This is a genomic window from Streptomyces sp. NPDC005566 (genome assembly GCF_040605575.1).
GTDB lineage: Bacteria > Actinomycetota > Actinomycetes > Streptomycetales > Streptomycetaceae > Streptomyces.
The window spans coordinates 178359-200287 of record NZ_JBEXDB010000010.1; the positions used below are offsets into that span (position 1 = coordinate 178359).

The 21929-nt window shown below is 70.3% G+C and carries 22 protein-coding genes; 12 read left to right on the forward strand and 10 right to left on the reverse strand.

The genetic code is table 11. The annotated features are described in order from the left end of the window. Nucleotides 1–46: 46 nt before the first annotated feature. The 3 genes from ABZS61_RS18210 to ABZS61_RS18220 all read right to left on the reverse strand — a co-directional run bounded on the left by ABZS61_RS18210 (nucleotide 47) and on the right by ABZS61_RS18220 (nucleotide 3947). The gene (locus tag ABZS61_RS18210; protein ID WP_356421827.1) at nucleotides 47–1576 is read right to left on the reverse strand and encodes a CHASE3 domain-containing protein; all 1530 of its coding nucleotides are present in this window, start codon (nucleotides 1574–1576) and stop codon (nucleotides 47–49) included. Nucleotides 1577–1677: 101 nt separating this feature from the next. Continuing rightward, entirely contained in the window at nucleotides 1678–2937 is a 1260-nt protein-coding gene (locus ABZS61_RS18215) for a SpoIIE family protein phosphatase (protein ID WP_356421561.1), read from the reverse strand. Between the two features lie 113 nt (nucleotides 2938–3050). Continuing rightward, the gene (locus ABZS61_RS18220; RefSeq protein ID WP_356421564.1) at nucleotides 3051–3947 is read right to left on the reverse strand and encodes an RNA polymerase sigma factor SigF; all 897 of its coding nucleotides are present in this window, start codon (nucleotides 3945–3947) and stop codon (nucleotides 3051–3053) included. A 233-nt stretch (nucleotides 3948–4180) separates the two neighbouring features. Here ABZS61_RS18220 and ABZS61_RS18225 point away from each other — a divergent pair, with 233 nt between their 5' ends. From ABZS61_RS18225 to ABZS61_RS18235, 3 genes are all read left to right on the forward strand, one after another. Beyond that, nucleotides 4181–5638 (forward strand): MFS transporter, encoded by a 1458-nt coding sequence (locus tag ABZS61_RS18225; RefSeq protein WP_356421567.1) that lies wholly within the window; start codon nucleotides 4181–4183, stop codon nucleotides 5636–5638. Between the two features lie 162 nt (nucleotides 5639–5800). Then, the gene (locus ABZS61_RS18230; RefSeq protein WP_356421570.1) at nucleotides 5801–7288 is read left to right on the forward strand and encodes an SDR family NAD(P)-dependent oxidoreductase; all 1488 of its coding nucleotides are present in this window, start codon (nucleotides 5801–5803) and stop codon (nucleotides 7286–7288) included. Between the two features lie 390 nt (nucleotides 7289–7678). Beyond that, nucleotides 7679–7852, forward strand: a complete 174-nt coding sequence (locus ABZS61_RS18235) for a hypothetical protein (protein ID WP_329215559.1) — start codon at nucleotides 7679–7681, stop codon at nucleotides 7850–7852. 73 nt (nucleotides 7853–7925) lie between these two features. Here ABZS61_RS18235 and ABZS61_RS18240 read toward each other — a convergent pair whose 3' ends face one another. From ABZS61_RS18240 to ABZS61_RS18250, 3 genes are read right to left on the reverse strand one after another with little or no spacing between them, the layout of a single operon-like run. Continuing rightward, entirely contained in the window at nucleotides 7926–9362 is a 1437-nt protein-coding gene (locus ABZS61_RS18240) for a lipase maturation factor family protein (RefSeq protein WP_356421577.1), read from the reverse strand. Nucleotides 9363–9378: 16 nt separating this feature from the next. Then, the gene (locus ABZS61_RS18245; protein ID WP_356421580.1) at nucleotides 9379–9891 is read right to left on the reverse strand and encodes a DUF1990 domain-containing protein; all 513 of its coding nucleotides are present in this window, start codon (nucleotides 9889–9891) and stop codon (nucleotides 9379–9381) included. Further along, nucleotides 9888–10721, reverse strand: a complete 834-nt coding sequence (locus ABZS61_RS18250; protein WP_356421583.1) for a YndJ family protein — start codon at nucleotides 10719–10721, stop codon at nucleotides 9888–9890. Before ABZS61_RS18250 ends, ABZS61_RS18245 begins: the two co-directional genes overlap by 4 nt. Before the next feature lie 133 nt (nucleotides 10722–10854). On the opposite strand from ABZS61_RS18250, the gene ABZS61_RS18255 reads away from it, so the two are divergent. Both ABZS61_RS18255 and ABZS61_RS18260 read left to right on the forward strand, forming a co-directional pair. After that, on the forward strand, nucleotides 10855–12921 hold the full coding sequence (locus tag ABZS61_RS18255; RefSeq protein ID WP_356421585.1) for a SpoIIE family protein phosphatase: 2067 nt from the start codon (nucleotides 10855–10857) through the stop codon (nucleotides 12919–12921). Nucleotides 12922–13041: 120 nt separating this feature from the next. Further along, nucleotides 13042–14403 carry a wax ester/triacylglycerol synthase family O-acyltransferase gene (locus ABZS61_RS18260; RefSeq protein ID WP_356421588.1) on the forward strand — a complete coding sequence of 454 codons (1362 nt, stop codon included), beginning with the start codon at nucleotides 13042–13044 and terminating at the stop codon, nucleotides 14401–14403. A 190-nt stretch (nucleotides 14404–14593) separates the two neighbouring features. Here the strand turns inward: ABZS61_RS18260 and ABZS61_RS18265 are convergent, their stop codons facing one another. Beyond that, nucleotides 14594–14830, reverse strand: a complete 237-nt coding sequence (locus ABZS61_RS18265) for a hypothetical protein (RefSeq protein ID WP_356421591.1) — start codon at nucleotides 14828–14830, stop codon at nucleotides 14594–14596. 417 nt (nucleotides 14831–15247) lie between these two features. Between ABZS61_RS18265 and ABZS61_RS18270 the strand changes: the two genes are divergently transcribed. Beyond that, complete coding sequence (locus tag ABZS61_RS18270) at nucleotides 15248–15901, forward strand: DUF4232 domain-containing protein (protein ID WP_356421593.1); 654 nt, start codon at nucleotides 15248–15250, stop codon at nucleotides 15899–15901. A 200-nt stretch (nucleotides 15902–16101) separates the two neighbouring features. Beyond that, the gene (locus ABZS61_RS18275; protein ID WP_356421596.1) at nucleotides 16102–16266 is read left to right on the forward strand and encodes a hypothetical protein; all 165 of its coding nucleotides are present in this window, start codon (nucleotides 16102–16104) and stop codon (nucleotides 16264–16266) included. Between the two features lie 145 nt (nucleotides 16267–16411). On the opposite strand, the gene ABZS61_RS18280 is transcribed toward ABZS61_RS18275, so the two are convergent. Both ABZS61_RS18280 and ABZS61_RS18285 read right to left on the reverse strand, forming a co-directional pair. Continuing rightward, nucleotides 16412–16540, reverse strand: a complete 129-nt coding sequence (locus tag ABZS61_RS18280) for a hypothetical protein (RefSeq protein WP_356421599.1) — start codon at nucleotides 16538–16540, stop codon at nucleotides 16412–16414. A gap of 724 nt (nucleotides 16541–17264) precedes the next feature. Beyond that, nucleotides 17265–17795: a helicase associated domain-containing protein gene (locus ABZS61_RS18285; protein WP_356421830.1), complete on the reverse strand. Its 531-nt coding sequence runs from the start codon at nucleotides 17793–17795 to the stop codon at nucleotides 17265–17267. Nucleotides 17796–17971: 176 nt separating this feature from the next. On the opposite strand from ABZS61_RS18285, the gene ABZS61_RS18290 reads away from it, so the two are divergent. Genes ABZS61_RS18290 through ABZS61_RS18300 form a run of 3 tightly spaced genes read left to right on the forward strand, consistent with a single transcriptional unit; the run spans nucleotide 17972 to nucleotide 19922 of the window. Further along, nucleotides 17972–18139: a hypothetical protein gene (locus ABZS61_RS18290; RefSeq protein ID WP_356421601.1), complete on the forward strand. Its 168-nt coding sequence runs from the start codon at nucleotides 17972–17974 to the stop codon at nucleotides 18137–18139. Beyond that, nucleotides 18136–19005, forward strand: a complete 870-nt coding sequence (locus ABZS61_RS18295; protein ID WP_356421604.1) for an amidohydrolase family protein — start codon at nucleotides 18136–18138, stop codon at nucleotides 19003–19005. Before ABZS61_RS18290 ends, ABZS61_RS18295 begins: the two co-directional genes overlap by 4 nt. 56 nt (nucleotides 19006–19061) lie before the next feature. Further along, nucleotides 19062–19922, forward strand: a complete 861-nt coding sequence (locus ABZS61_RS18300; RefSeq protein ID WP_356421607.1) for a DNA-formamidopyrimidine glycosylase family protein — start codon at nucleotides 19062–19064, stop codon at nucleotides 19920–19922. A 16-nt stretch (nucleotides 19923–19938) separates the two neighbouring features. On the opposite strand, the gene ABZS61_RS18305 is transcribed toward ABZS61_RS18300, so the two are convergent. After that, complete coding sequence (locus tag ABZS61_RS18305; protein WP_356421610.1) at nucleotides 19939–20643, reverse strand: zf-HC2 domain-containing protein; 705 nt, start codon at nucleotides 20641–20643, stop codon at nucleotides 19939–19941. Nucleotides 20644–20729: 86 nt separating this feature from the next. On the opposite strand from ABZS61_RS18305, the gene ABZS61_RS18310 reads away from it, so the two are divergent. Next, on the forward strand, nucleotides 20730–21482 hold the full coding sequence (locus ABZS61_RS18310) for a LytTR family DNA-binding domain-containing protein (protein WP_356421613.1): 753 nt from the start codon (nucleotides 20730–20732) through the stop codon (nucleotides 21480–21482). Between the two features lie 62 nt (nucleotides 21483–21544). After that, a complete protein-coding gene (locus ABZS61_RS18315) occupies nucleotides 21545–21907 on the forward strand; it encodes a hypothetical protein (RefSeq protein ID WP_356421616.1) in 363 nt (120 codons plus the stop codon). Nucleotides 21908–21929: the final 22 nt, after the last annotated feature.

A 21929-nucleotide genomic window follows, 5' to 3' on the forward strand; every position in this document is an offset into this window, starting at 1 on the left:
CCACGCTCATGGAGAAGTCGCCGATCTGCCGTGCCGGCCCGGTGGTTCACGGGGAGCCCGCCGACTGCGTGCTGATCAGGGCTGGCGCGAGCAGTTCCGCCGTGGTGTGCGTGGGGGCCTCGGGGAGGACGGGCAGGGTGAAGTGGACGAGCGTGCCTTCGTCCGGGTCCGGGTCCAGCCAGATCCGGCCACCGTGGAACTCGACGATCTTGCGGCAGAGGGCGAGCCCGATACCCGTGCCCTCATAGGCGTCACGGTCGTGCAGACGCTGGAAGATGACGAACACCTTGTCCGAGAACTCCGGCGCGATCCCGATGCCGGTGTCCGCGACCGTCAGATGCCAGTCCTCGCCCTCCCGCACACATCCGACGGTGATCCGGCACGGCACATCCGGACGGCGGAACTTGACCGCGTTGCCGATGAGGTTCTGCCAGACCATGGTCAGCGCCGTCGCGTCGCCGAGCAGTTCAGGCAACCGGTCCTCGCGCACGACGGTGGCCTGCGACTCCTCGACGGCCAGGGCGAGATTGGCGAGGGCCCGGTCCAGCGAGCGGTCGAGATCGACGGGCTTCCAGCTCTCGTGGACCCGTCCCACCCGGGAGAAGGTGAGGAGATCCTCGATGAGCACCCGCATCCGCACGGCGCCGTCGACCGCGAAGTCGATGTACTGCTTGCCGCGTTCGTCCAGTTCCGTGCCGTACCGCTTTTCCAGCAGCCGGCAGAAGGAGGCGACCTTGCGCAAGGGCTCCTGCAGGTCGTGCGAGGCGACGTAGGCGAACTGCTCCAGCTCGGAGTTGGACCGGCGCAGCTCCTCGGCCTGTTCGGCCAGCAGGGTCTCCCGCTCCCGGGACTCGGCGAGCTCAGCCACCAGGCGGAGGCGCATGTCCTCCACCGCGGCAGCCACCGCTCGTACGTCGGACGGACCGCGGACCTCGATCTTTCCGGCGAACGTGCCCGACCGGACCGTGTCCGACGCCGCGGTCAGTGCGTCGAGAGGCCGGCCCACCATCCGGCGCAGCAGCAGACTGAGCGATACGACGGCCAGCACGAAGCCGACCACCAGCGCGAGGAGCACCCGGTTCCGGGTCGTGCGCGCCACACCGAGATCGGCACGGGCCTGATCGCGTGCGACGTCCAGATGGGACTGCTGCGCCGTGTACAGCCGACGCAGCGTGTCGAACTCCGACTTGCTCCGCCGGATCGGATCCGAGGACGCACCCGCGGGCCCGGCCTCGCGGACACGGGCGATCAGAGGCTCGGCCCGGAGCAGACGCCACTGCCGGGACGCCTCCTCGATCCGGCCCAGGTCCCCGGCGAAGGGCTGTTCGTCGCCGACGAGGGCGCGGAGCCGGTCCAGCCTGTCCCGCTCGGCCCGCACGCCCGCCTCGTACGGCTCCAGGAACGACGCGTCGCCGGTGAGCGCGAAGCCGCGCACCCCGGTCTCCTGGTCCAGGAGGGAGTTCTGCAACTGGTACGACCAGGCGCGGGCGGGCTGGATACGGTCCACCAGCTCCGTGGTCCGGTCGGAGATTCGGGAGAGGACGAGGCCGCCGACGACCAGGCACCCGCAGACCATCAGGACGAAGCCGGCCAGGATCAGGTGGACCCAGTTCTGCACCGACAGCCGTGCGAACCGGCCCGGTCGCTCGTTCGTCCCGGCCGTACTGTCCTGCCTCGTCACGCGTCCGCTCGCCAGCCCAGATGCAGGACGGCGACGTCGTCGGCCAGCCCTCCGTACGGCGAGGCACTCTCGGTGGCCTCGGCGACGAGGGCGTCGACGAAGGCCCGGGGCGCGAGGCCCCCGTGCCGACGGGCCATGGCCAGCAGCCCCTCCTCGCCGAGCCGGGAGTGCGGCCCCGTGCGTCCCTCGAACAGGCCGTCGGTGAACAGGACGAGTTCACTGTCCGGGGCGAGGTCCATCTCCGAGACCGTCCAGCGGCCCACGCCGGGCAGGAGTCCCAACGCCATGCCGGCCTGGGGTTCCACCCAGCTGACCTCCGTGCCGCGGCGCAGCAGGAGGCCGGGGTGACCGGCCCGCGCGATCCGGACCCGATCCCGGCCCGGCGGGAAGACGAGCGCCGTGACGGTGGCGAAGACATGAGGATCGGACCGCTCGGCGACGAGTATCTGCTCCAGGAGGCTGATCTTCTCGAGCTGGGTGACCCCGGTCAGCACGGCGGTGCGCCATGCCACCCGAAGGCAGACACCCAGCGCGGCCTCCGCGGCACCGTGCCCCGACACATCGCCGATCACGGCGTGCACCGCACCGTCGGCGGTCTGCACCACGTCGTAGAAGTCGCCGCTCAGCAATCCGTGGGCACGGCCCGCCTCGTAGCGTGCGGCGACGGCGAAACTGTCGTCGCGCAGCAGCGGGATGGGCAGCAGCGCGCGTTCCAGCCGGGCGTTCTCCTGGGCTATCAGCTGACTCGCCCGCATCGCGGACGCCGACCGCTCGGCCTGCTTGCGCTGGAGGGCGTATCGGACCGCGCGGCCCAGCGCCTCGGGATCGATTCGGCCCTTGACGAGGTAGTCCTGCGCGCCGTGCGCCACCGCGGACAGTCCCGTCTCGGCCTCGTCCAGACCCGTCGTGACGACGACGGCGGCATCAGGTGCCGACTCGACGAGCTGCCTGACGGCATCGAGGCCGTGCACATCGGGCAGATGCAGATCCAGCAGGACGCAGACCGGGGTGCGGCAGGACCGAAGGAAGAGCCGCGCCTCGGCCAGGGACTTGCACCAGGTGAGCGAGGAGTCCAGCTCACTGTCGGCCAGCAGCTCCTCGACGAGCAGAGCGTCCCCGGAGTCGTCCTCGACCAGAAGAATCGCGGCCGCGCCGACGTCCCAGGCGGACGCGGCGGCGGTGGCGAAGCCCTGCTGTGCGGGGACCCCGGTGGGCTCCTTCGCACGTAGAGAGGTGCCCAACGGCAGCTCGGCCACGCTCCACCCCCTCGACGGATGGCACGGGGCGACCCGTGCCATGACGCCTGGAAGCATATGTGACCGATGCCCGGCTGGTCAGCCGGGCATCGGTCACAGGGTGTGCTCGTTTTTCAGGCCTCGATGCACATACCCGTACGCAGTCGCTGCACGATCCTGCTGAGCAGCCGCGAGACGTGCATCTGGGAGACGCCGAGTTCCGCACCGATCTGGGACTGCGTCATCTCCTGGCCGAAGCGCATCTGTACGATCTTCCGCTCCCGCTCGTCCAGCTGTTCGAGCAGCGGGGCCAATGTCTGCAGGTTCTCGACGCTCTCCATGGCCGGGTCGTCCTCGCCGAGGAGATCGGCGTACGAACGCTGGTCGTTGCCGGAGTCGCTGTCGGCGCTCGGGGTGTCCAGCGAGCCCGCCGAGTAGCCGTTCGCCGCGACCAGCCCTTCGATGATCTCCTCCTCGGGGAGATCCAGATGAGCGGCGAGCTCCCGCACCGTGGGGTCGCGGTCGAGCTCGGCGGACAGGTGCTCCTTGGCCTTGGCGAGCTCGACGCGCAGCTCCTGGAGCCGGCGCGGGACATGGACCGACCAGGTCGTGTCGCGGAAGAACCGCTTGATCTCACCGACGATGTACGGCACCGCGAAGGTGGCGAACTCGACCTCGCGCGAGAGGTCGAACCGGTCGATCGCCTTGATGAGGCCGATCGTGCCCACCTGGACGATGTCCTCGGTGTCGTCACCGCCCCGGTTGCGGAAGCGCGAGGCGGCGAAGCGCACCAGCGAGAGATTCATCTCGATCAGCGTGTTGCGCGCGTACTGGTACTCGTGGGTGCCCTCCTCGAGGACCTGGAGCCGGTCGAAGAAGATCTTCGACATGGCCCGCGCGTCCTGGGGTGCGACCTTCCCCGTGTCCTCGATCTGCGGCAGTGAGGACTCCGCGGACCCCGCACCGGCCTCGTCGTACCGTGCCGTGGCTGTGCCGACTGCCTCGGTGGTTCGCACTGACATGGCCGTCATGGTGTCGCCCTCCCCTGGATCCGGTGTGGTGACGGGCGCATGCCCCGGTATCCGGGATTGATGCCACCCAATCCCGAGATTTTTCCACGCCGGCGGCTGACTGAGGGGATTACCGCCATCAGGTGTAACGATATGTGGCGTTTCAGGGGGATTTGGCGAGCGCATCCTGAACCGATGTGTGAGCCGCGCCTCATTCCGGGCACCTGTGGTGTTCCGGAACAGAGGAGGGGCCCATGAGTGACACCGGCGCGGCTGGTGGGACGACCGTCACGACCAGGATCCCGGCCAGGCTGGACCGGCTCCCCTGGTCGCGCTGGCACTGGATGATCGTGATCGGCCTCGGGACCGTCTGGATCCTCGACGGCCTCGAGGTCACGGTGGTCGGCAGCATCGCCAGCCGGCTGTCCGAGGAGGGCAGCGGACTGGCCATCACCGGCGCCCAGATCACCGGCATCGCCGCCGCGCTGTACGTGGCGGGCGCATGCTCCGGTGCGCTGGTCTTCGGGTGGCTGACCGACCGCTTCGGGCGCAGGAAGCTCTTCATGATCACTCTCGCCGTCTACCTGGGCGCCACCGCGCTCACCGCGGTCTCCTTCTCGGCGTGGTGGTTCTTCCTCTTCCGGTTCCTGACCGGCTTCGGGATCGGAGGGGAGTACGCGGCGATCAACTCCGCCATCGACGAGCTGATCCCCAGCAAGTACAGGGGGCGTGTCGACCTCATCATCAACGGCAGCTTCTGGCTCGGGGCCGTGGCGGGCTCCCTGCTCTCCGTCCTCGCACTGAACACCGACATCTTTCCCAAGGACATCGGCTGGCGGCTCACCTTCGCGCTGGGCGTGGTCCTCGGGCTCGTCATCCTGCTGGTCCGCCGCCACGTACCGGAGAGCCCTCGCTGGATGTTCATCCACGGGCGTGACGAGGAGGCGGAACGGCTCGTCGACGGCGTGGAGCGGGAGGTCGAGGAGGAGACCGGCCGGCCTCTGCCACGCGCCGACCGGACCATCACCGTGCGCCGGCGCCAGAGCGTCGGCTTCGGCCTGATCGCCCGCACCGTCTTCCGCTCCTATCCCAAGCGGGCGGTTCTCGGGCTGGCGCTCTTCATCGGGCAGGCCTTCCTCTACAACGCCATCACGTTCGGATTCGGCTCGATCCTCGTGACGTTCTTCGACGTCTCCAGCGGGTCCACCGGCTACTTCTTCGCCGTCATCGCGTTCTGCAACTTCCTGGGACCGCTCTTCCTCGGCCGGCTCTTCGACACGTTGGGGCGCAAGCCGATGATCGCGGGGACCTACATCCTCTCCGGGGTACTGCTCTTCGCCACCGCCTGGCTCTTCGACGCAGGCTCGCTCAACGCCGCCACCATGACCGGCTGCTGGTGCCTGGTCCTGTTCTTCGCCTCTGCGGGCGCCAGCTCCGCCTACCTGACCGTCAGCGAGATCTTCCCGATGGAGACGAGGGCCATGGCCATCGCCTTCTTCTACGCCGTGGGCACGGCGGCCGGCGGCATCACGGGCCCCCTGGTCTTCGCAGAACTCACGTCCAGCGGCGTGGTCGGCGAGACGGCCCTGGCCTTCTCCATCGGCGCCGGGCTGATGGTGGCCGCCGGCCTGGTCGCGCTCTTCTTCGCGGTCCCCGCCGCGCAGAAGTCCCTCGAGGACATCGCCACCCCGCTCTCCGCCGAGGAGGGGTAGAGAGGCGGGGCCGGCCGACCCGAACGGAGCAGCGCCCGACTCATGGCAGACTTGACCGGGGCATTCGGCCCGTAGCGCGCCGGCCCCCGCCGGCACCCGGCCGGACCTCCTCCCCACCGAAGCCCTGCAGCGGCACGAGTGACGAGTAACAGAGGAACGGCAATGACGGTGACACAGGACAGCCAGGAGTTCGCTCCCGGTATCGACGAGGTCGGTCCCGGTATCGACCCGGAGCGGCTGGCCGTCTGCCTGAGCGTGCTCGACGAGCTGGACACCATCGAGGTCGACCACCCGGACGCCATCGCCGTACGCAGGGCCACCGCCGGTGTCTACCGCACCGTGAAGCAGCGCCGCCGGCAGGAGCGCCGGGCAGCCAAGACCGCGCACGACAAGGCCGTCACCGAGGCCACCGCGACCGGCTCCGCCGAGCGCATCGACGACGAGACGCAGGGCGTGCTCCCGTCGTCCTCCGCCACCGCCGAGATCGCGGGCATACTCCAGCGCCCCAGGTCCTGCTACATCTGCAAGACCCGCTACGTCGAGGTGGACGCCTTCTACCACCAGCTCTGCCAGAAGTGCGCCGCGGAGAACCGGGCCCGGCGCGACGCCCGCACCGACCTCACCGGGCGCCGGGCGCTGCTCACCGGCGGCCGGGCCAAGATCGGCATGTACATCGCGCTGCGGCTGCTGCGCGACGGCGCACACACCACCATCACCACCCGCTTCCCCAACGACGCGATCCGCCGCTTCAAGGCGATGCCGGACAGCGACGAGTGGATCCACCGGCTGAAGATCGTCGGGATCGACCTGCGCGACCCGGCGCAGGTCGTCGCGCTCGCCGACTCCGTCGCCGCAGAGGGCCCGCTGGACATCCTGATCAACAACGCCGCCCAGACGGTGCGCCGCTCCCCGCAGGCCTACAGCGAGCTGCTGAGTGCCGAGTCCGCCCCGCTGCCCGCGGGCGAGCTCCCCGCGGCGCAGGTCATCGGCACCTTCGGCAGCGGCACGGTCGACCGTGTCGCCGCGCTCCCCGCCGCCCGCAAGCAGGGCGAGGGCCTGAGCGCCCAGGACGTCACCGATCTCGCCCTGGTCACCGGATCCGCCTCGCCCGCCCGTATCGCCGCAGGCACGGCGATCGACGCGGGCGGCCTCGTGCCCGATCTGCACGACACCAACAGCTGGATCCAGACGGTCGAGGAGGTCGAGCCGATCGAGCTCCTCGAGGTACAGCTCTGCAACTCGACGGCGCCCTTCATCCTGATCAGCCGGCTCCGCCCGGCGATGGCCGCGGCGACGAAGCGCGCCTACGTGGTGAACGTGTCCGCGATGGAGGGCGTCTTCAGCCGTGGGTACAAGGGTGCGGGTCACCCGCACACCAACATGGCCAAGGCCGCCCTGAACATGCTCACGCGCACCAGCGCGCAGGAGATGTTCGAGAAGGACCGCATTCTCATGACGGCTGTCGACACCGGCTGGATCACGGACGAGCGTCCTCACCCCGACAAGATCCGCCTCGCCGAGGAGGGCTTCCACGCCCCGCTCGACCTCATCGACGGCGCCGCCCGGGTCTACGACCCGATCGTGCGCGGCGAAGAGGGCGAGGAGCTCTACGGCTGCTTCCTGAAGGACTACGCGCCCGCGGGCTGGTGACCGCACCCACCCTCTGCGCGCGGAACAGCAGGACAGTGAGACCGGCGGCGGCCCACACCCATGGGCCGCCGCCGCTTTTGTCCCGCTGTGTGATTCCTGGGGAACGTGTGGTGACCCCCGTTGGCTGAAAGTGACCCAGGCCACACGTTCTGTCGAGCGGGATCGCGCTCATTTGGTTACTCTGAATTGAACGGACGCCACCAAGGGATCCACAAAACTTCCTCGGCCGTCCTGGGACAGGTCTGTAAGCAGGCCGCCGTCCCGCCCCGTACCGGCGCCACCGCGACCGAACTGTTTCTGCCCCTTGCCCCGCAGAGGGCGGTCGACCGACGGTTCTCACGCCGCAGCGTCGCCACCGCCCGGGGTTACGCGACACAAAAGGAGTCCGCGGTGACACCTGAAATGACGAAGAGCGAGCAGCGCCCCGCCGAACGGACCGGAGCGCGGGCCCATCGGCCCGAGAAGCTCCGGAACATCGAGGTCTGGGCCAGGTCGGCGCCGATCCGGCTGGCCGGCTACGAGGACGATCTCGCCGAGCCGCACATCCTGCCCGGCATCGACTGACCGCTCGCGCCACAGCGTCGTACAGAGCTGAGCCCCGGCCCCCGCATCGGAACCCGCGGGGGCCGGGGCATTCTCATGTCCGCCGCTGGGGCCGCAGCGGTACGGGCCTGGCCACCGGACGCATGAAGTCCCGTACGTAGGTCCGCCGCCACCAGCATCCCGTGGCGCGCAACTCCCGCAGGTCCGTGTACCGGTAGGAGAAGACCCGGGCGCGGACATGGGCGGGCGGGGTGCCGGGGAAGGGGTTGTGCCGCAGCAGCCGCAGGGTGTCGCGGTCGCCCCGGAGCAGCCTTTCGACGAACGGCCCGAACCAGGACCGGGCGTACGCGGGGGAGAGCGCCGCGAACCACATCATCCAGTCGAGGCGCAGATGGTACGGGGCGAACTGGCGCGGCATCCGGTGCGGGTCGCCCGGCTTCCCGCGGAAGCCGTACTCCTGCCAGCGGGTGCCTTCGTGGATCACCGCCTCGTCGGTCCCCTCGACCACCACCTCGAGCCGCATCCTGCTGATGCTCCCGAAGGCTCCGTAGGTGTTGACCAGGTGGAGCGGGTCGAAGGAACGGTTCATGACCTGGCGGCGAGAGAGGAGGTTGCGTGCCGGACGGTAGCTGAGCACCAGGACGAGGGCCGTCACTGCCATGACCACGACCTCGTACCAGAGGGGTGGCGCGGACTGCTCGGGCGGCGGGCCCGCGAGCGGGGACCAGTCGATCGCGGCGAGGGCGAGGGTGATGGTCAGCCAGTTCAGCCAGGCGAAGTTCCCCGACAGCACAAGCCACAGCTGGGTGAGCACCATGAGGCCCGCGGCGATGCTCGCCACGGGCTGCGGGGTGAACAACAGGAAGGGCACCGCGAGCTGGGTGACATGGTTGGCGGCCACCTCCACCCGGTGGGCGGGCTTCGGCAAATGGTGGAAGAACCAGCTCAGCGGCCCCGGCATCGGCTGCGTCTCGTGGTGGAAATCCAGACAGGTCAGACGTCGCCAGCACGCGTCGCCCCGGATCTTGATGAGGCCGGCGCCGAACTCCACCCGGAAGAGCAGCCAGCGCAGCAGCCACAGCAGCAGGACCGGGGCCGCATGGTCCGCGTTCCCGAGGAACACGGCGAGGAAGCCCGTCTCCAGCAGGAGCGACTCCCAGCCGAAGCCGTACCAGACCTGCCCGACCTGGACGATCGACAGGTACAGGGCCCAGGGCACCGCCCACAGCACCATGGCCGCCCACAGGGGAAGGAACCCGTCCAGGCCCGCGAGGAGCGCGAGCGAGACCGCGCAGCCCGTCCAGGCGACGAGCGCGAAGAAGCGGTCGGAGTAGTGGAGGCGGAACAGGCCGGGCGCCGCCCGCCAGGGGGTGCGCCGCAGCAGTTCGGGCACGGGGAGCATGCCCCGTGCCCCGATCAGCGCCCGGAACTGGAGGACGGCCGACAGGAAGGCCACCAGGTAGACGGCAGCGAGCGCCCGCTGGAAGACCAGCCGGCTGAGCCAGTACCCGTCTGCGGTGAACCACTCCATCGCTTCCAGTATCGGCTCATCGGCCCGCGAGCACGCTCCGGCGCAGCGTGTTGCCCAGCCGGCGTGCGTACAACCGCTGGAACACCGGCACGAGGGGGCCGGCGAGCCGGGCGTACCAGGAGGCGGGCCGGGAGAAGGCCATGACGGTGAACCACACGGTCCCGTCGTCCGCCAGGTCCACCACGAAACACTCCTCTCCCAGTTCCGGGTGCCGGGCCGTGGTGCCGTAGCCGAAGCCGATGCGCCCCCGCTCGTACGCGGTCCAGACGACCTCGCAGTGCGCGGTCACGCGGAACGGCCCCATGCCCAGCGACATGGCGACGCCGTCCCCTTCGGCCGCTCGCTCGCCGGAGGCGTTCACCCGGGTTCCGGCCCCGCGGTGCATCCGCCACTCGGTGACGGCGGCGCCCGCGGCCTCGAAGTCGGCCCGGCCTCGGCCCACGGCGGTCCGGTGGTGCAGATGGTGGTAGCCCTGCGGGAGCGGTCCGATGCGGGTGGCTCCGACCTCGGGGTACGTCAGAGTGGTCATGCGGTCCTGCCTTCCGGGTGGGTGCGGTCCTGGATGCGGCGCCAGGCGAGCAGCGAGCAGAGGGCGAAGCCCAGGGCGTTGCCCAGTCCGTGGGTGGCGGCCATCCAGGTCAGGGTGGGGTGGGGCAGTCCCGTGGCCTCGCCGAGCGCCCAGCTCAGCGCGAGCACCATGGTCGCCACGAGTACGACGGCCGAGGTGGCGAGGAGAACGCGGGTCACGCGGTCGCGCCCGTCGCGAGCGGTGCGCCACGTCAGCAGGGCGACCGTCCACATCCCGGCGGTCAGCACCACGGCACCCGCCAGTTCCGCCCGGTCGCCGACGAAGTAGCCGACGAGGACGAGCAGGGTGCCCAGGGGCACGCTCAGGGCGGCGAAGCGGCCGGCCGGCCGGTCGGCGCCCCGGCAGACGAGGCCCGCGACCAGGGCCGCGGCGAAGCCGGCGAAGTGGAAGTGGGGCACGGTCAGCGCCAGGATGCCGAGGCCGAAGCCGAACAGTTCGTGGCCTGCGCGCTCCGCGACCAGGGCGAGCGCGGCGACCGACGGGGTGACCAGTGCGGTGAGCAGGGCGATCTCCGCGGGGCGGATGCTGCGGGTCCGGGCCAGGCGCCACGGGGCGTGTGCCGCGAGAAGGAGCGCCCCCAGGGCGTAGCAGCAGGCGAGTGCGGTGGCGGTGGTTCCGCGTGGCAGCCACAGGGCCACGGCGCCGGGTACCGCGAAGAGCGGCCACAGGCGCCGTATCCGGTCGAATGCCGGGTCCCCGAGGAGCCTCAGGCCCGCCGGCACGATCACCAGCATGCCCAGCATCACGATGAGACCGACCAGCACGGACATCGCGCCACCCCCGATTCCACGCCCCATTGAACGCGTTCAATTACCGTTGTGCCGAGCGTAGACGTTTTCTTGAACGTGTTCAAGATGGACGGTTCGGTCGAGGAATCGGACAAATAATGGCAGAGTGGCGCACATGGATGATCGGGTAGCGGGTGCCCTGTCACTCCCGGACGACTGGCCCGCCCACCCGGACCTCAGCCTCGCCCTGAACCGAATGGGCAGCTTCGACTGGGATCTGGACAGCGGCCTCATGCACATGGACCAGCCCGCTCTCGACGTGTTCGATCTGCGCCCCGACGAGTACGACGACCGCCCCGCCTCCCTCGCTCCACGCGTCCCCACCGACGAGGCGATCAGGCTCGACGGCATGGTCTCGCAGGCGCTCAAGAGCGGGCGCAGCAACTACGGCGCGTACTTCCGCGTCATGCGGCGTGACGGCACACTGCGCTGGACCCACACCCAGGGCTTCATCCGCCGGGACGGCACCGGAAGGCCGCGGCGCATCATCGGCATCGTGCGCGACGCCACCCAGGAGCTCGCCGATTCCACCGCCCGCCGGGAGGTGGACCAGGAGCGGCGGCGCCGGACCAGTCTGGTGGAGGGCACGACGGCCGCGCTCGCCCACGCCCGGACCGTCAAGGACGTCACCGACGTCCTGAAGAACTCCCAGGGCCTCGCCAACCTCGGCGCCACCAGCCTCGTCATGGGTCTCCTGGAGTCCGGGCGCATCCACCTCGTGGCCGACGGGCCCGAGGGAGCCTATGTGCCCGGCACGCGGTACACCCGGACGGACGAGCCGTACCCGATGAGTGAGGCGATCCGCACCCTCGCACCCCGCTTCATCGAGTCCGCCGAGGACTTCGCGACCTCGTACCCGATCCTCTGGCCCCACATCAGCCACCTCGGCATCACTGCTGCCGCCTACCTGCCGCTCATCGCCCAGGCCCGCCCGATCGGCGCACTCGGCCTCCTCTACGGCAACAAGGCGGGCTTCACGGCCGATGAGCGGAACCTGCTCGTGGCGCTCGGCAGCTCGATCGCCCAGAGCCTGCAGCGGGCCATGCTCTACGAGCAGGAACACGATCTCGCCGAGGGCCTCCAGCAGGCGATGCTCCCGCGCCGGATCCCCGAGGTCCCGGGGGCGCAGGTCGCCGTCCGCTACCGCTCCGCACGCCTCGGCCGGGACATCGGCGGCGACTGGTACGACGTCATCTCGCTGCCCGGCGGCCGGGTCGGTGCCGTCATCGGAGACGTACAGGGGCACGACACCCACGCCGCCGCGGTCATGGGGCAGCTCCGGATCGTGCTGCGCGCCTACGCGGCCGAGGGGCACAGCCCCGCCACGGTGATGGCGCGGGCCTCCGTCTTCCTCCATGAACTCGACACCGACCGCTTCGCGACGTGTACGTACGCCGAGATCGACCTGAGCTCCGGGGTGGTGCAGCTGGTCCGGGCGGGCCACGTCGACCCGCTCGTGCGCGACGTCGACGGCAGCTGCCGCCGACTGCCCGCGGAGGGCGGCCTGCCGCTGGGGCTCTCGGCGGAGTTCGGCCGCCTCGAATACCCGGTCAGCACCGTCGAGCTCGACCCCGGCCAGACGCTGCTGCTGTACACCGACGGTCTGGTCGAGCTGCCCGGGTCGGACCTCGACGAGGGCATGCAGTTGCTGGCCTCCACGGTGCACGACGGTCCGCAGGACATCCAGCAGCTGGCCGACCGGCTCTGCGACGTCGTCGACGAACGAGGCGGCGAGGACGACGTGGCGATGCTGCTGCTGCGCCGCAGGGCCGCGCACGCGCCCCACCCGGGCGGAAGGCTCCAGCAGCACGTCGCGCAGAACGACCCGGAGGCGCTGAGCTCCTCCCGCCACATGATCCGGGCGGCGGTACGCGCGTGGGGAGCGAAGGACCGGGCGGACGAGGTCGAGCTGGCCGCGGACGAACTGATCACCAACGCTCTGATGCACACCGACGGCGGCGCGATCGTCACCATCCGGGTGCTCACCGGCCCCGAACGGCGCCTCCGGGTCGACGTGGAGGACCGGTCCAGCGCACTGCCGCGGCGCAGGGACGCGGGGGAGTCCGGGGTCTCGGGCCGCGGGCTGATGCTCGTCGACCGGCTGTCCGACGTGTGGGGTGTGGAGTCCCGCGGCAACGGCAAATGTGTGTGGTGCGAGTTCGTCATCCCGGAGCGCGGGTAGCGGGAGCGCCGCAGCGACGCGAGGATGTAACAGTACGTAACACGTCCATGCTTGACCGTAACCGATCACCAGCGATTGACTGCGATCCTGCAGTTCTGCTGTCGATGACACGAGGCCCCGTTGAGTACCGAGCTCCTTGCACCGCTTGATCTGGCTTTCTGGCACCTCGAATCCGATGCCCACCCGATGCACCTCGGCGCGCTCGCCGTCTTCTCCCCGGCGCCCGGAGTGAGTCCGCAGGACCTGCTGGCTCTGCTGGGGGAGCGCGCTGCCGCGATTCCGCGGCTCCGCATGAGGGTGCGGGACGTCCTGCTGCCCGTGGGCGGGGCCGCATGGTTCACCGACAAGGACTTCGATGTGCACCGGCATGTCAGGCGGGTGGTCCTGGCGGAGGGCGACTTCATGGCGGAGGCGACCCGGCTTGCGGGCGAGCTCATGGAGCAGCCGCTCGAACGGGGCCTGCCGCCCTGGCAGATGTACCTCCTGAGCGGAGCCGGCGGCGGCCCGTTCGCCGTACTGGTGAAGCTGCACCACGCGCTCGCCGACGGGATGCGCGCCGTCGCCATCGGGGCCGGGATCTTCGACCAGATCGCTGCCGCCGGAGCGGGGCGCGGCGCCGCACGGCGCAGGACACCGGTGCCCCCGCGCTCCTGGCTGCCCGGCCCGCACAAGGTGGCGGGCGCGGCACTGGACCGCATCGGAGACGTCGGCCGGGCGCTGGGGGTCGGTGCCTCGGTCGTACGGGCCAGTCGGCTCGACATGCGCGGCTCGACCGTCCTGACCGCGAGCTCCAGCGGCACCCGCCGCCTGGCCACCGCCGAACTCGACGCCGAGACGGTCCAGCGGATCCGCCGTGCCGAGGGCGGCACGGCCAACGACGTCCTGCTCGCCGTGGTCGCCGGGGCGCTGCGCCGCTGGATGCTCGAACGCGGCGAGCAGCTCCCCGTAGCCGACCCGCGCGCGCTGGTCCCCGTCTCCCGGCGCCGCCCGCACGCCGCGGCCACCGGCAACCGTCTCTCCGCCTATCTGCTCGGCCTCCCGGTCGGGGAACCGCGCGGCCGCGAGCGGCTGCGTCTGGTCCGCAGCGGGATGGACCGCAACAAGGCCGCCGGCCCGATGCGCGGTGCCGGCGCGGTGGCCGTGCTCGCCGATCAGCTGCCCGCCCTGGCCCACCGGTTCGGTGCTCCGCTGGCCGGGAACGCGGCACGGATGCTGTTCGACGTCCTGGTCACCAGCGTTCCCCTGCCTCGCTCGGCGCTCTCGCTCGGCGGCTGCCCGCTGAGCGCCGTCTACCCGATGGCCCCCCTGGCCCGCGGGCAGGCACTCGCCGTCGCCCTGTCCACCTACGGCGGACGGGTGCAGGTCGGGCTGGTGGCCGACGGCAAGGCGCTGCCCGACCTCGACCGGCTGGCGGTGGCCGTCCAGGACGAGCTGGCGGAGCTGCAGTCCCTGGTCGTGCCCGTCGTCCCTGCCCCGTCCTAGCCAAGAGTTGTCCCGTAACTCCACGGGGCTGAGGGGCATGTCGTGTCAGGGTCGGTGCCGACGGCACCGACCGAACTGACGACCTGACCCGCGATCAGCCTGTACTGAACGAGTTCTCATCGGTAATCGAGTCGAGGACGATGTGACCGGGCTGCCGGAGCGGCTCCGCCCGGTGTCGGCCCAGCCGAGTTCACCGGCCGACCGGATTCATCGACCCTCGAGCGAGCCAGTCCATGAACGACACGGGCTGACCGCTCAGGTTTGGAGGAAGGATCTGGTCGCAGGTGGCCCGGCCGTCGAACCACGGTGAGGCCCGGTGCGGACCGGTGACAACGAGCAGGGTCGAGAAGCCACAGCCCTTTTCCCGGATGAACTCGGCGCCGCCGCCGATGAGTTCGCCCTGGAACAATGGGCGGCGTACGGCCATGAGACCGAACTGGCCCCGTCGGCGACGCGGGGTCCTGTGCCCAGCTCAACGAGCGGGACCTCACCGACGTGGTACGGCCGGCACTGCCGGGTGGATTCCGGTTCTGCACCGCCGACGAGGCCGGGCCGAAGGCCGCGGTCCAGGCCCACTGGACGCCTGGGCTCCCTCGACGTACACGGTCTGTTCCACGGCATCGGTTTCCGCGAGCTCACGCTGGACGCCGCTCATCACAACCGTGCCGCGGGACCGAGGGCCAGTCGTTCGCATCGTACGGTCTTGCCCGGTACTGCTGGACCACGGCCACTGTCACAGTGTCACAACCCTGTTCGAAGGTTGCTTCCACTCGGTGCGGGTGGGCGTAAGCATCACTCCCCTGAGGCACGATCACCGACACATTCCGAATCCCGGGGGCATCTCATGGCTTACGCACTTCGTTCACGCCGTACCACCGCTGTACTTGCCGCTCTGTCGCTCGGCATCGTGGCTCTGACAGCATGCAACGGTGACGCCGAGGACGATGCGGCCGCGCCGGGCGCGAAGGCGAGCCCGTCCGCTACGGACAAGGTCACGTCCTCGCCGACCGCCCCGAGTGATGGTGGCAGCGGCGACTCCTCCGACGAACCCACCACCCCGCCGCCATCGGAGCCCGGGTCCGACGACGATCAGGACGGAGGCGTGGGCATGTGCGAGACGACCGACTTGACCTACAAGGTCACCGTCGCGTCCAAGCTCGTCAACCACGTCTTGCTGACCGCGGCCAACAAGGGCAGCGACCCCTGTCTCCTGTCGGCGAACGACCTGGTGATCACGATTCCGGGGCTCGACGGCGCCGCCGAGCACACGGGTCCTGATGGCAAGGACTGGATTTTGGAGGTCGGCGAGAGCGCTTATGCCGGGATCCTCTTCGCGCGCGCCGACACCGCGGGCGGCAAGAGCGCCGACAAGGTGGAGATTGCACTCGCCGCTTCCGAGAGTCCGACGACGGTGCCGATCAACGGTGGCCCCGTCACGGTCAACGACGGTCAGGTCACCAGTTTCTTCGGTACTGCCGAGGACGCGCTCACGTACTGATCACTCCGCACCGGGCAGGACCGCCTTCCGACGTGGGAACGCACAGGGGCCGGCCGAACGGCAGGGTCTTGACCACCAGCTCAGACGACGCCGACTCGGTGTCCTCACCAAGACCGATGCCAACACCGTCCCGACAACCTGGCGAGTCCTATGATCAGCCCATGATTCACCCACTTTCGGGACCATCCACATGGAGACACGTGGTTGCCGCACTGGCACTTGTCCTGCTGGCGGCCGGCGGCTGGTATGCCATGCAGTCGATCTATCCGGACTGCTTCTACATGGGAAACATTTCCTACAGCCAAGCCGTAGACGCCGGATTCTGTGAACCCTCACAGATGCGATGGGAAACCTGGATGGAATAGGACCCGCTCAGGACAATTCACCAAATGCGACAACCCCGACCGAAGTGCAATTGACGCCGGGTCATGCGACGCGGCCGGGCTCTTTGCCGTACACGGTGTCGGACCCAGCTCGTACTGTCGTAAGCACGTACGGGGCCGCTGTTGCTCAGGTGCGGTTCTCGTCGGCGAGCCGCACCAGGACATCCAGGTCCGGGACGTCGAGTGCCGGTATCCGCAGCCAGGCGAGCGGGAATCCGTTCGCGCCGCCGTCGACCTCGTATTCCATGCGGAGCATCGCGCCCAGTTCATCCCCGTCCTCGTGGAAGATGACGAAGCCGTAGCGGCATGAGGTGATGGTGTGCCAGGGGATCTTTTTACCGTCATGGTGCAGCCCGTCCGCCGTGGGGTCAGGGGGCCGAACTCCACCTGGCCGCCGGCCGCGAGTGTCGCCCTCGCCCGGGCGAGATGCCGTTCGGTCACCGGTCCGTTGACGCGTTGCATCAGCGGCGCGATGACAGAGGGCGGCGAGGGTGACAACCGGCCGGTGCGGAAGGCGGACTCCGGCGTGACGACGGGCGGGTCGGCCAGCAGTGAGTTCACGAAGGTACCGTCGGTGAACTCCAACAGCAGTTCGTGCACCCACTCCGTGATCATCAGGCCGTCGGCCGCTCTGCCGTCCATGTCGTTGGCGTGCCACGCATGGGCGACCTCCGACCACGCGTAGGTGCGGCGCTCATCGCCGTCGGTCAGCACCACCCCGCCGTCATGCACGGCGAGCGTCACCGCCCGCCGTCCGCCGGGTCCGTCAATATGCGCAGGCAGCATCCCGCGTGCCGACCCCGCGAGGAACTCTGGCGCGCCTGTCACCGGCACGTCCTTCCCCGGTGCGCGCTTTTTCGCCACCAAGCAGCCATGAGCTCCCCCTGGCCCCTGCATTCAACACCGATGGTGGTCACCGGAGTCAGCCGCTCTGCCCCGGCGATCACACTATCCGCCGGACAAGATCCGGGGCCAGAACATCACCACGCCGCCCCTCGCGCATGGAGGCGTGGCGACGAGAGCAAGGATGCCGAGAGCCTGACGCGACGCATTGCCTCGTACCCATGTCCCTCGAAGCGGACCTGGTTTGCCGGCCGGTCGGCAAGGCGCCGCGACGCGTGGAACCAGCCGAGCAGGGGGAGGCCTTCGACCTCACGGTGCTCGTTGTCGTCGGTGTGGCGGGCGGCGGCCCGGACGTTCTTCAGGAAGATGCCGGCTTTCACCCTTTCGTGGCTTCCAGCGGTGCGAGCAGGTGTCCGTACAGCTGCGCCCAGGCGCAGGCCGTGGACAGGCTCCCAGGCGACGTCGACGGTGGACCACATCATGCCGAACTTCTCGAGCTGGGCGATCCGGTCGTCCGGCACGGTGCCGCGGGCGTACCGGCGGCGGGTTTCTGCGATCCACCGGCCGAGCGGGAGCCCGGGAGGCGACGTCGGCCACCCTGCTTCGCGGACGGTGTCCTGCGCCTGGTCGGGGCCGTCGGCTTGCGGGGAGCCGGGGGCGCGGAACATGAAGGGCACGCGCAGGCGCCATGCTTGCCGGCATACAGGACGGCGCTTCCATTCCGCGGCGCCAGAGCAGCGGGAGCACGGCCAGGGACGGGATCGCAGTTGACGCTGCCAAGTGATCCGATGAATATGCGCAGTGCAGTCAGTGCACCGGCGACCATCGGCAGGACGGCAGAGGCATGCGGCGCGTCAGGTTCGGACCCAGCGCGGTCGAGAGCACCGAGCGGCCCTTCGGGGCGGCGGCCGGCGGCAATCTCTTCACCGAGATCGATCCCGCACGGGCTGCCGCAGCCGTCGCCTGGGACGAACCGCGCGCCGAATTGCTGCTGAGCGGGGACCGGAGATGACACAGCCCCCAGGGATCATCGACGCCCACCATCATGTCTGGGACCTCGCCGTACGGGACCAGGACTGGATCACGGGCGAGGAACTCGCCCCGATCCGCCGTACCTTCACCCTCGCCGACCTGGAGCCGGAGGCACGCGCCGCGGGTGTGCGGGCCACCGTCCTCGTCCAGACCGTCACCGTCGCGGAGGAGACCCCCGAGTTCCTCGGACTCGCCGTCGGCAGCGATCTCGTCGCGGGCGTCGTCGGGTGGACCGACCTCACGGCACCGGACGTCGACGACACGCTCGCCGCCCTGCGCGCCCTGCCCGGCGGCGACCTCCTCGTCGGAATCCGCCACCAGGTCCAGGGCGAACCCGACCCCGAGTGGCTGCTGCGCCCTGCCGTCCTACGCGGACTCGAGGCCGTCGCGGACGCCGGACTCGTCTACGACCTGATCGTCCTGCCGCAGCAACTGCCCGCCGCCGTCCGGGCCGCCGCCCTGCTCCCCGGGCTCACCTTCGTACTCGACCACGCGGGCAAACCGCCGGTGGCACAGGGGCGTACGCACCCGTGGGCCGAAGGGCTCCGGGATCTGGCCGCGCTGCCCAACACCGTGTGCAAACTCTCCGGCCTGGTCACCGAGGCGGACCCGCGCTCCTGGACGGTCGAGGACCTGCGCCCGTACGCCGACACCGTCATCGGCGCGTTCGGACCCGACCGGCTGATGTTCGGATCCGACTGGCCCGTGTGCCGGCTCGCCGCGTCGTACGCCGATGTCGTCGACGCCGCCCGGGTACTGACCAACGATCTCGGCAAGGACGAGCAGCAGTCGGTCTTCGCCACCACCGCACACCGTGTCTACGGCCTGGGGGAAGCCGCCGGCTGAAGGCGCGCCGCGCCACTTCGCAGGCATCGGCCGGTCCGCTGCGGCAGGCTGGTGTCATGCCCGAACTGCCCGAAGTCGAAGCACTGCGGGACTTCCTCGGCGACCACCTGGTCGGCAAGGAGATCGTCCGCGTCCTGCCTCTCGCGATCAGTGTTCTCAAGACGTACGATCCGCCGCTCACCGCCCTGGAGGGCGCGACCGTCACCTCCGTGGCCAGGCACGGCAAATTCCTGGACATCACAGCAGGGCCGCTCCATCTGTTGACCCACCTCGCCCGGGCCGGCTGGCTGCAGTGGAAGGACAGCTTCCCCGCCACACCGCCCCGGCCGGGCAAGGGACCGCTGGCGCTGCGCCTGATCCTCGCCGGTGGCGGCGGGTTCGACCTGACCGAGAGGGGAACCACCAAGCGCCTCGCGGTCCACCTGGTGCGTGACCCGGCGGACGTGCCCGGCGTGGCACGCCTCGGGCCCGATCCGCTGGCCGACTCCTTCGACCTGGACGCGTTCGCCCGGCTGCTCGGCGGGGTACGGCGACAGGTCAAGGGGGCCCTGCGCGACCAGTCCCTGATCGCGGGCATCGGCAACGCCTACAGCGACGAGATCCTGCACGTCGCGAAGATGTCCCCGTTCAAACTCACCACGAGCCTCGGCGACGCCGACGTCAGCCATCTGTACACGGCGATGCGCGCCACCCTCCAGGAAGCCGTGGAACGTTCCCGGGGCGTCGCCGCAGGGAGGCTCAAAGCCGAGAAGAAGAGCAATATGCGCGTTCACGGACGTACAGGTCAGCCCTGCCCCGTCTGCGGTGACACCGTGCTGGAGGTGTCGTTCAGCGACTCCTCGCTCCAGTACTGCCCCACCTGCCAGACCGGAGGTAAGCCCCTTGCCGACCGGCGCCTGTCCCGCCTGCTCAAATAGCCAGCCTCAGCGGGCCTCAGCGGGTCACCGTCGCCAGCCACTGCCCGTCCGACGACCAGACCTCGAAATGGTCGATGTCGGCGGGCCGCAGCGCGGCGCCCCCTCGGACCACCGCCGGTTCCTCGCCCGCCGCCGTACCCGTACCCGACCAGGTACTCACCGTCTGTTTGCTGCCGTCCCGCCCCACGGCGACCAGTGCGCACGACCCCGCCGCCGGGGCTCGTGCCACCTCCAGGCCGACGTCCGAGCCCCACTCCCTCTCACCGGTCGTCACCACCGCGCTCACCCCGGACCCCCGGTCCCCGCCCGCCCACCGTTCGGCCGCCGCCTGACGGGGCTGCGAGCCGCCGTACAGGCCCGCCACGGCCGCCGGCCCGCCGACGCCGAGGATCACGGCCGCCGCCACGAGGGCGAGGCGCCGTCTTCGGGACGTGCGGCGTCCCGCCCTCGCCACGGCGACGATCCGGTGCAGCAGTTCCGGTCCGGCATCGGCCACCGGAGCGACCCCGGCCGGCGTCCGGCGCGCGTACACCGCTAGCTGGGCCGCCACCTCCTTGAAGTCGCGCACCTGGACCGTGCAGGCGGAACACTCCGTCAGGTGCTCCTCGAATCGGAAGGCATCGGCAGCACCGAGCACGCCGAGCACATAGGCTCCGGCGTCGCGGTGGGGTTCGAGGATGCGCATGCCCACACGTACGCAGCCGACCCGCAAATCACTCATGCCGCAGCGCACGGACACGCCCCGCGACCGATCCGTCCGCAACCGACCGGCACCCCCATGTGCCGACCGGTCTAAACTCCGGCCTCATGCTGCGCGTACTCGCCGTCGACGACGAAGCACCCGCCCTGGAGGAACTCCTCTACCTCCTGCGCGCCGACCCCCGCATCCGGAGCGCCGAGGGGGCCACCGGTGCGACCGAGGCGCTGCGCCGCATCGGCAGTGCCGTCGATGCCGGGCCCGAAGACCCCTCGGCCATCGACGTCGTCTTCCTGGACATCCACATGGCGGGCCTCACCGGACTCGACGTGGCCCAGCTCCTGGCAGGCTTCGCCGCGCCCCCGCTCATCGTCTTCGTCACCGCCCACGAAGGCTTCGCCGTGCACGCGTTCGACCTCAAGGCCGTCGACTACGTGCTCAAGCCCGTCCGCCGCGAGCGCCTGGCCGAGGCCGTCCGCCGCGTCGCCGAACAGGTCGGCGAGCGCTCCGCGCCCGTCCACGATGCCGCCGCCGACCAGGTCCCGGTCGAACTGGGCGGGGTGATCCGGTTCGTGCCCGTCGAGGACATCGCGTACGCCGAGGCGCAGGGCGACTACGCCCGGCTGCACACCGCCACGGGCAGCCACCTCGTCCGGATCCCGCTGACCACCCTCGAGGAACGCTGGCGGTCCCGCGGTTTCGTCCGCATACACCGGCGCCATCTGGTGGCGCTGAGCCGTATCGACGAACTCCGCCTCGACGCGGGCAGCATGAGCGTGCGCATCGGGGACGCGGAGCTCGCGGTCAGCCGTCGCCACACCCGGGCCCTGCGCGATCTCCTGATGCGCCAGACCGGCCGCTGACCTGCGCCTACCCTGGCTCGCCCCTTCCCAGCCGAGGCCCGTGCCGCCTAGACTCCGGGCCCATGTCCGCAGAGAGCACACCCCGGCGCGAAGTGGTCACGGGGGAGCCGCGGCGGGTGCGTCCGCTGCCCCGCTACCGTGCCCAGTCGGAGATCGACGAGCAGACCGCCCTCGGCGGTGCTTACGTCCGCTCGCTGATGCGCAGCCAGCTCCGCGCCGGACTCACCGCCTTCGGTGTACTCGCCCTGGTCGCCGGCACCCTGCCGCTGGTCTTCGAGGCCCTCCACAGCAACGCCCTCGTCTGGGCGGTCCTCGGCTTCGCCACCTATCCGCCGCTCACCCTGGCCGCCTGGTGGTACGTACGCAGGGCCGAGCGCAACGAGCGCGACTTCGCCCGACTCGTGGAAGGCCGCCCCGCACCGTGACCGTCCCCGGCCAGCCGGCATC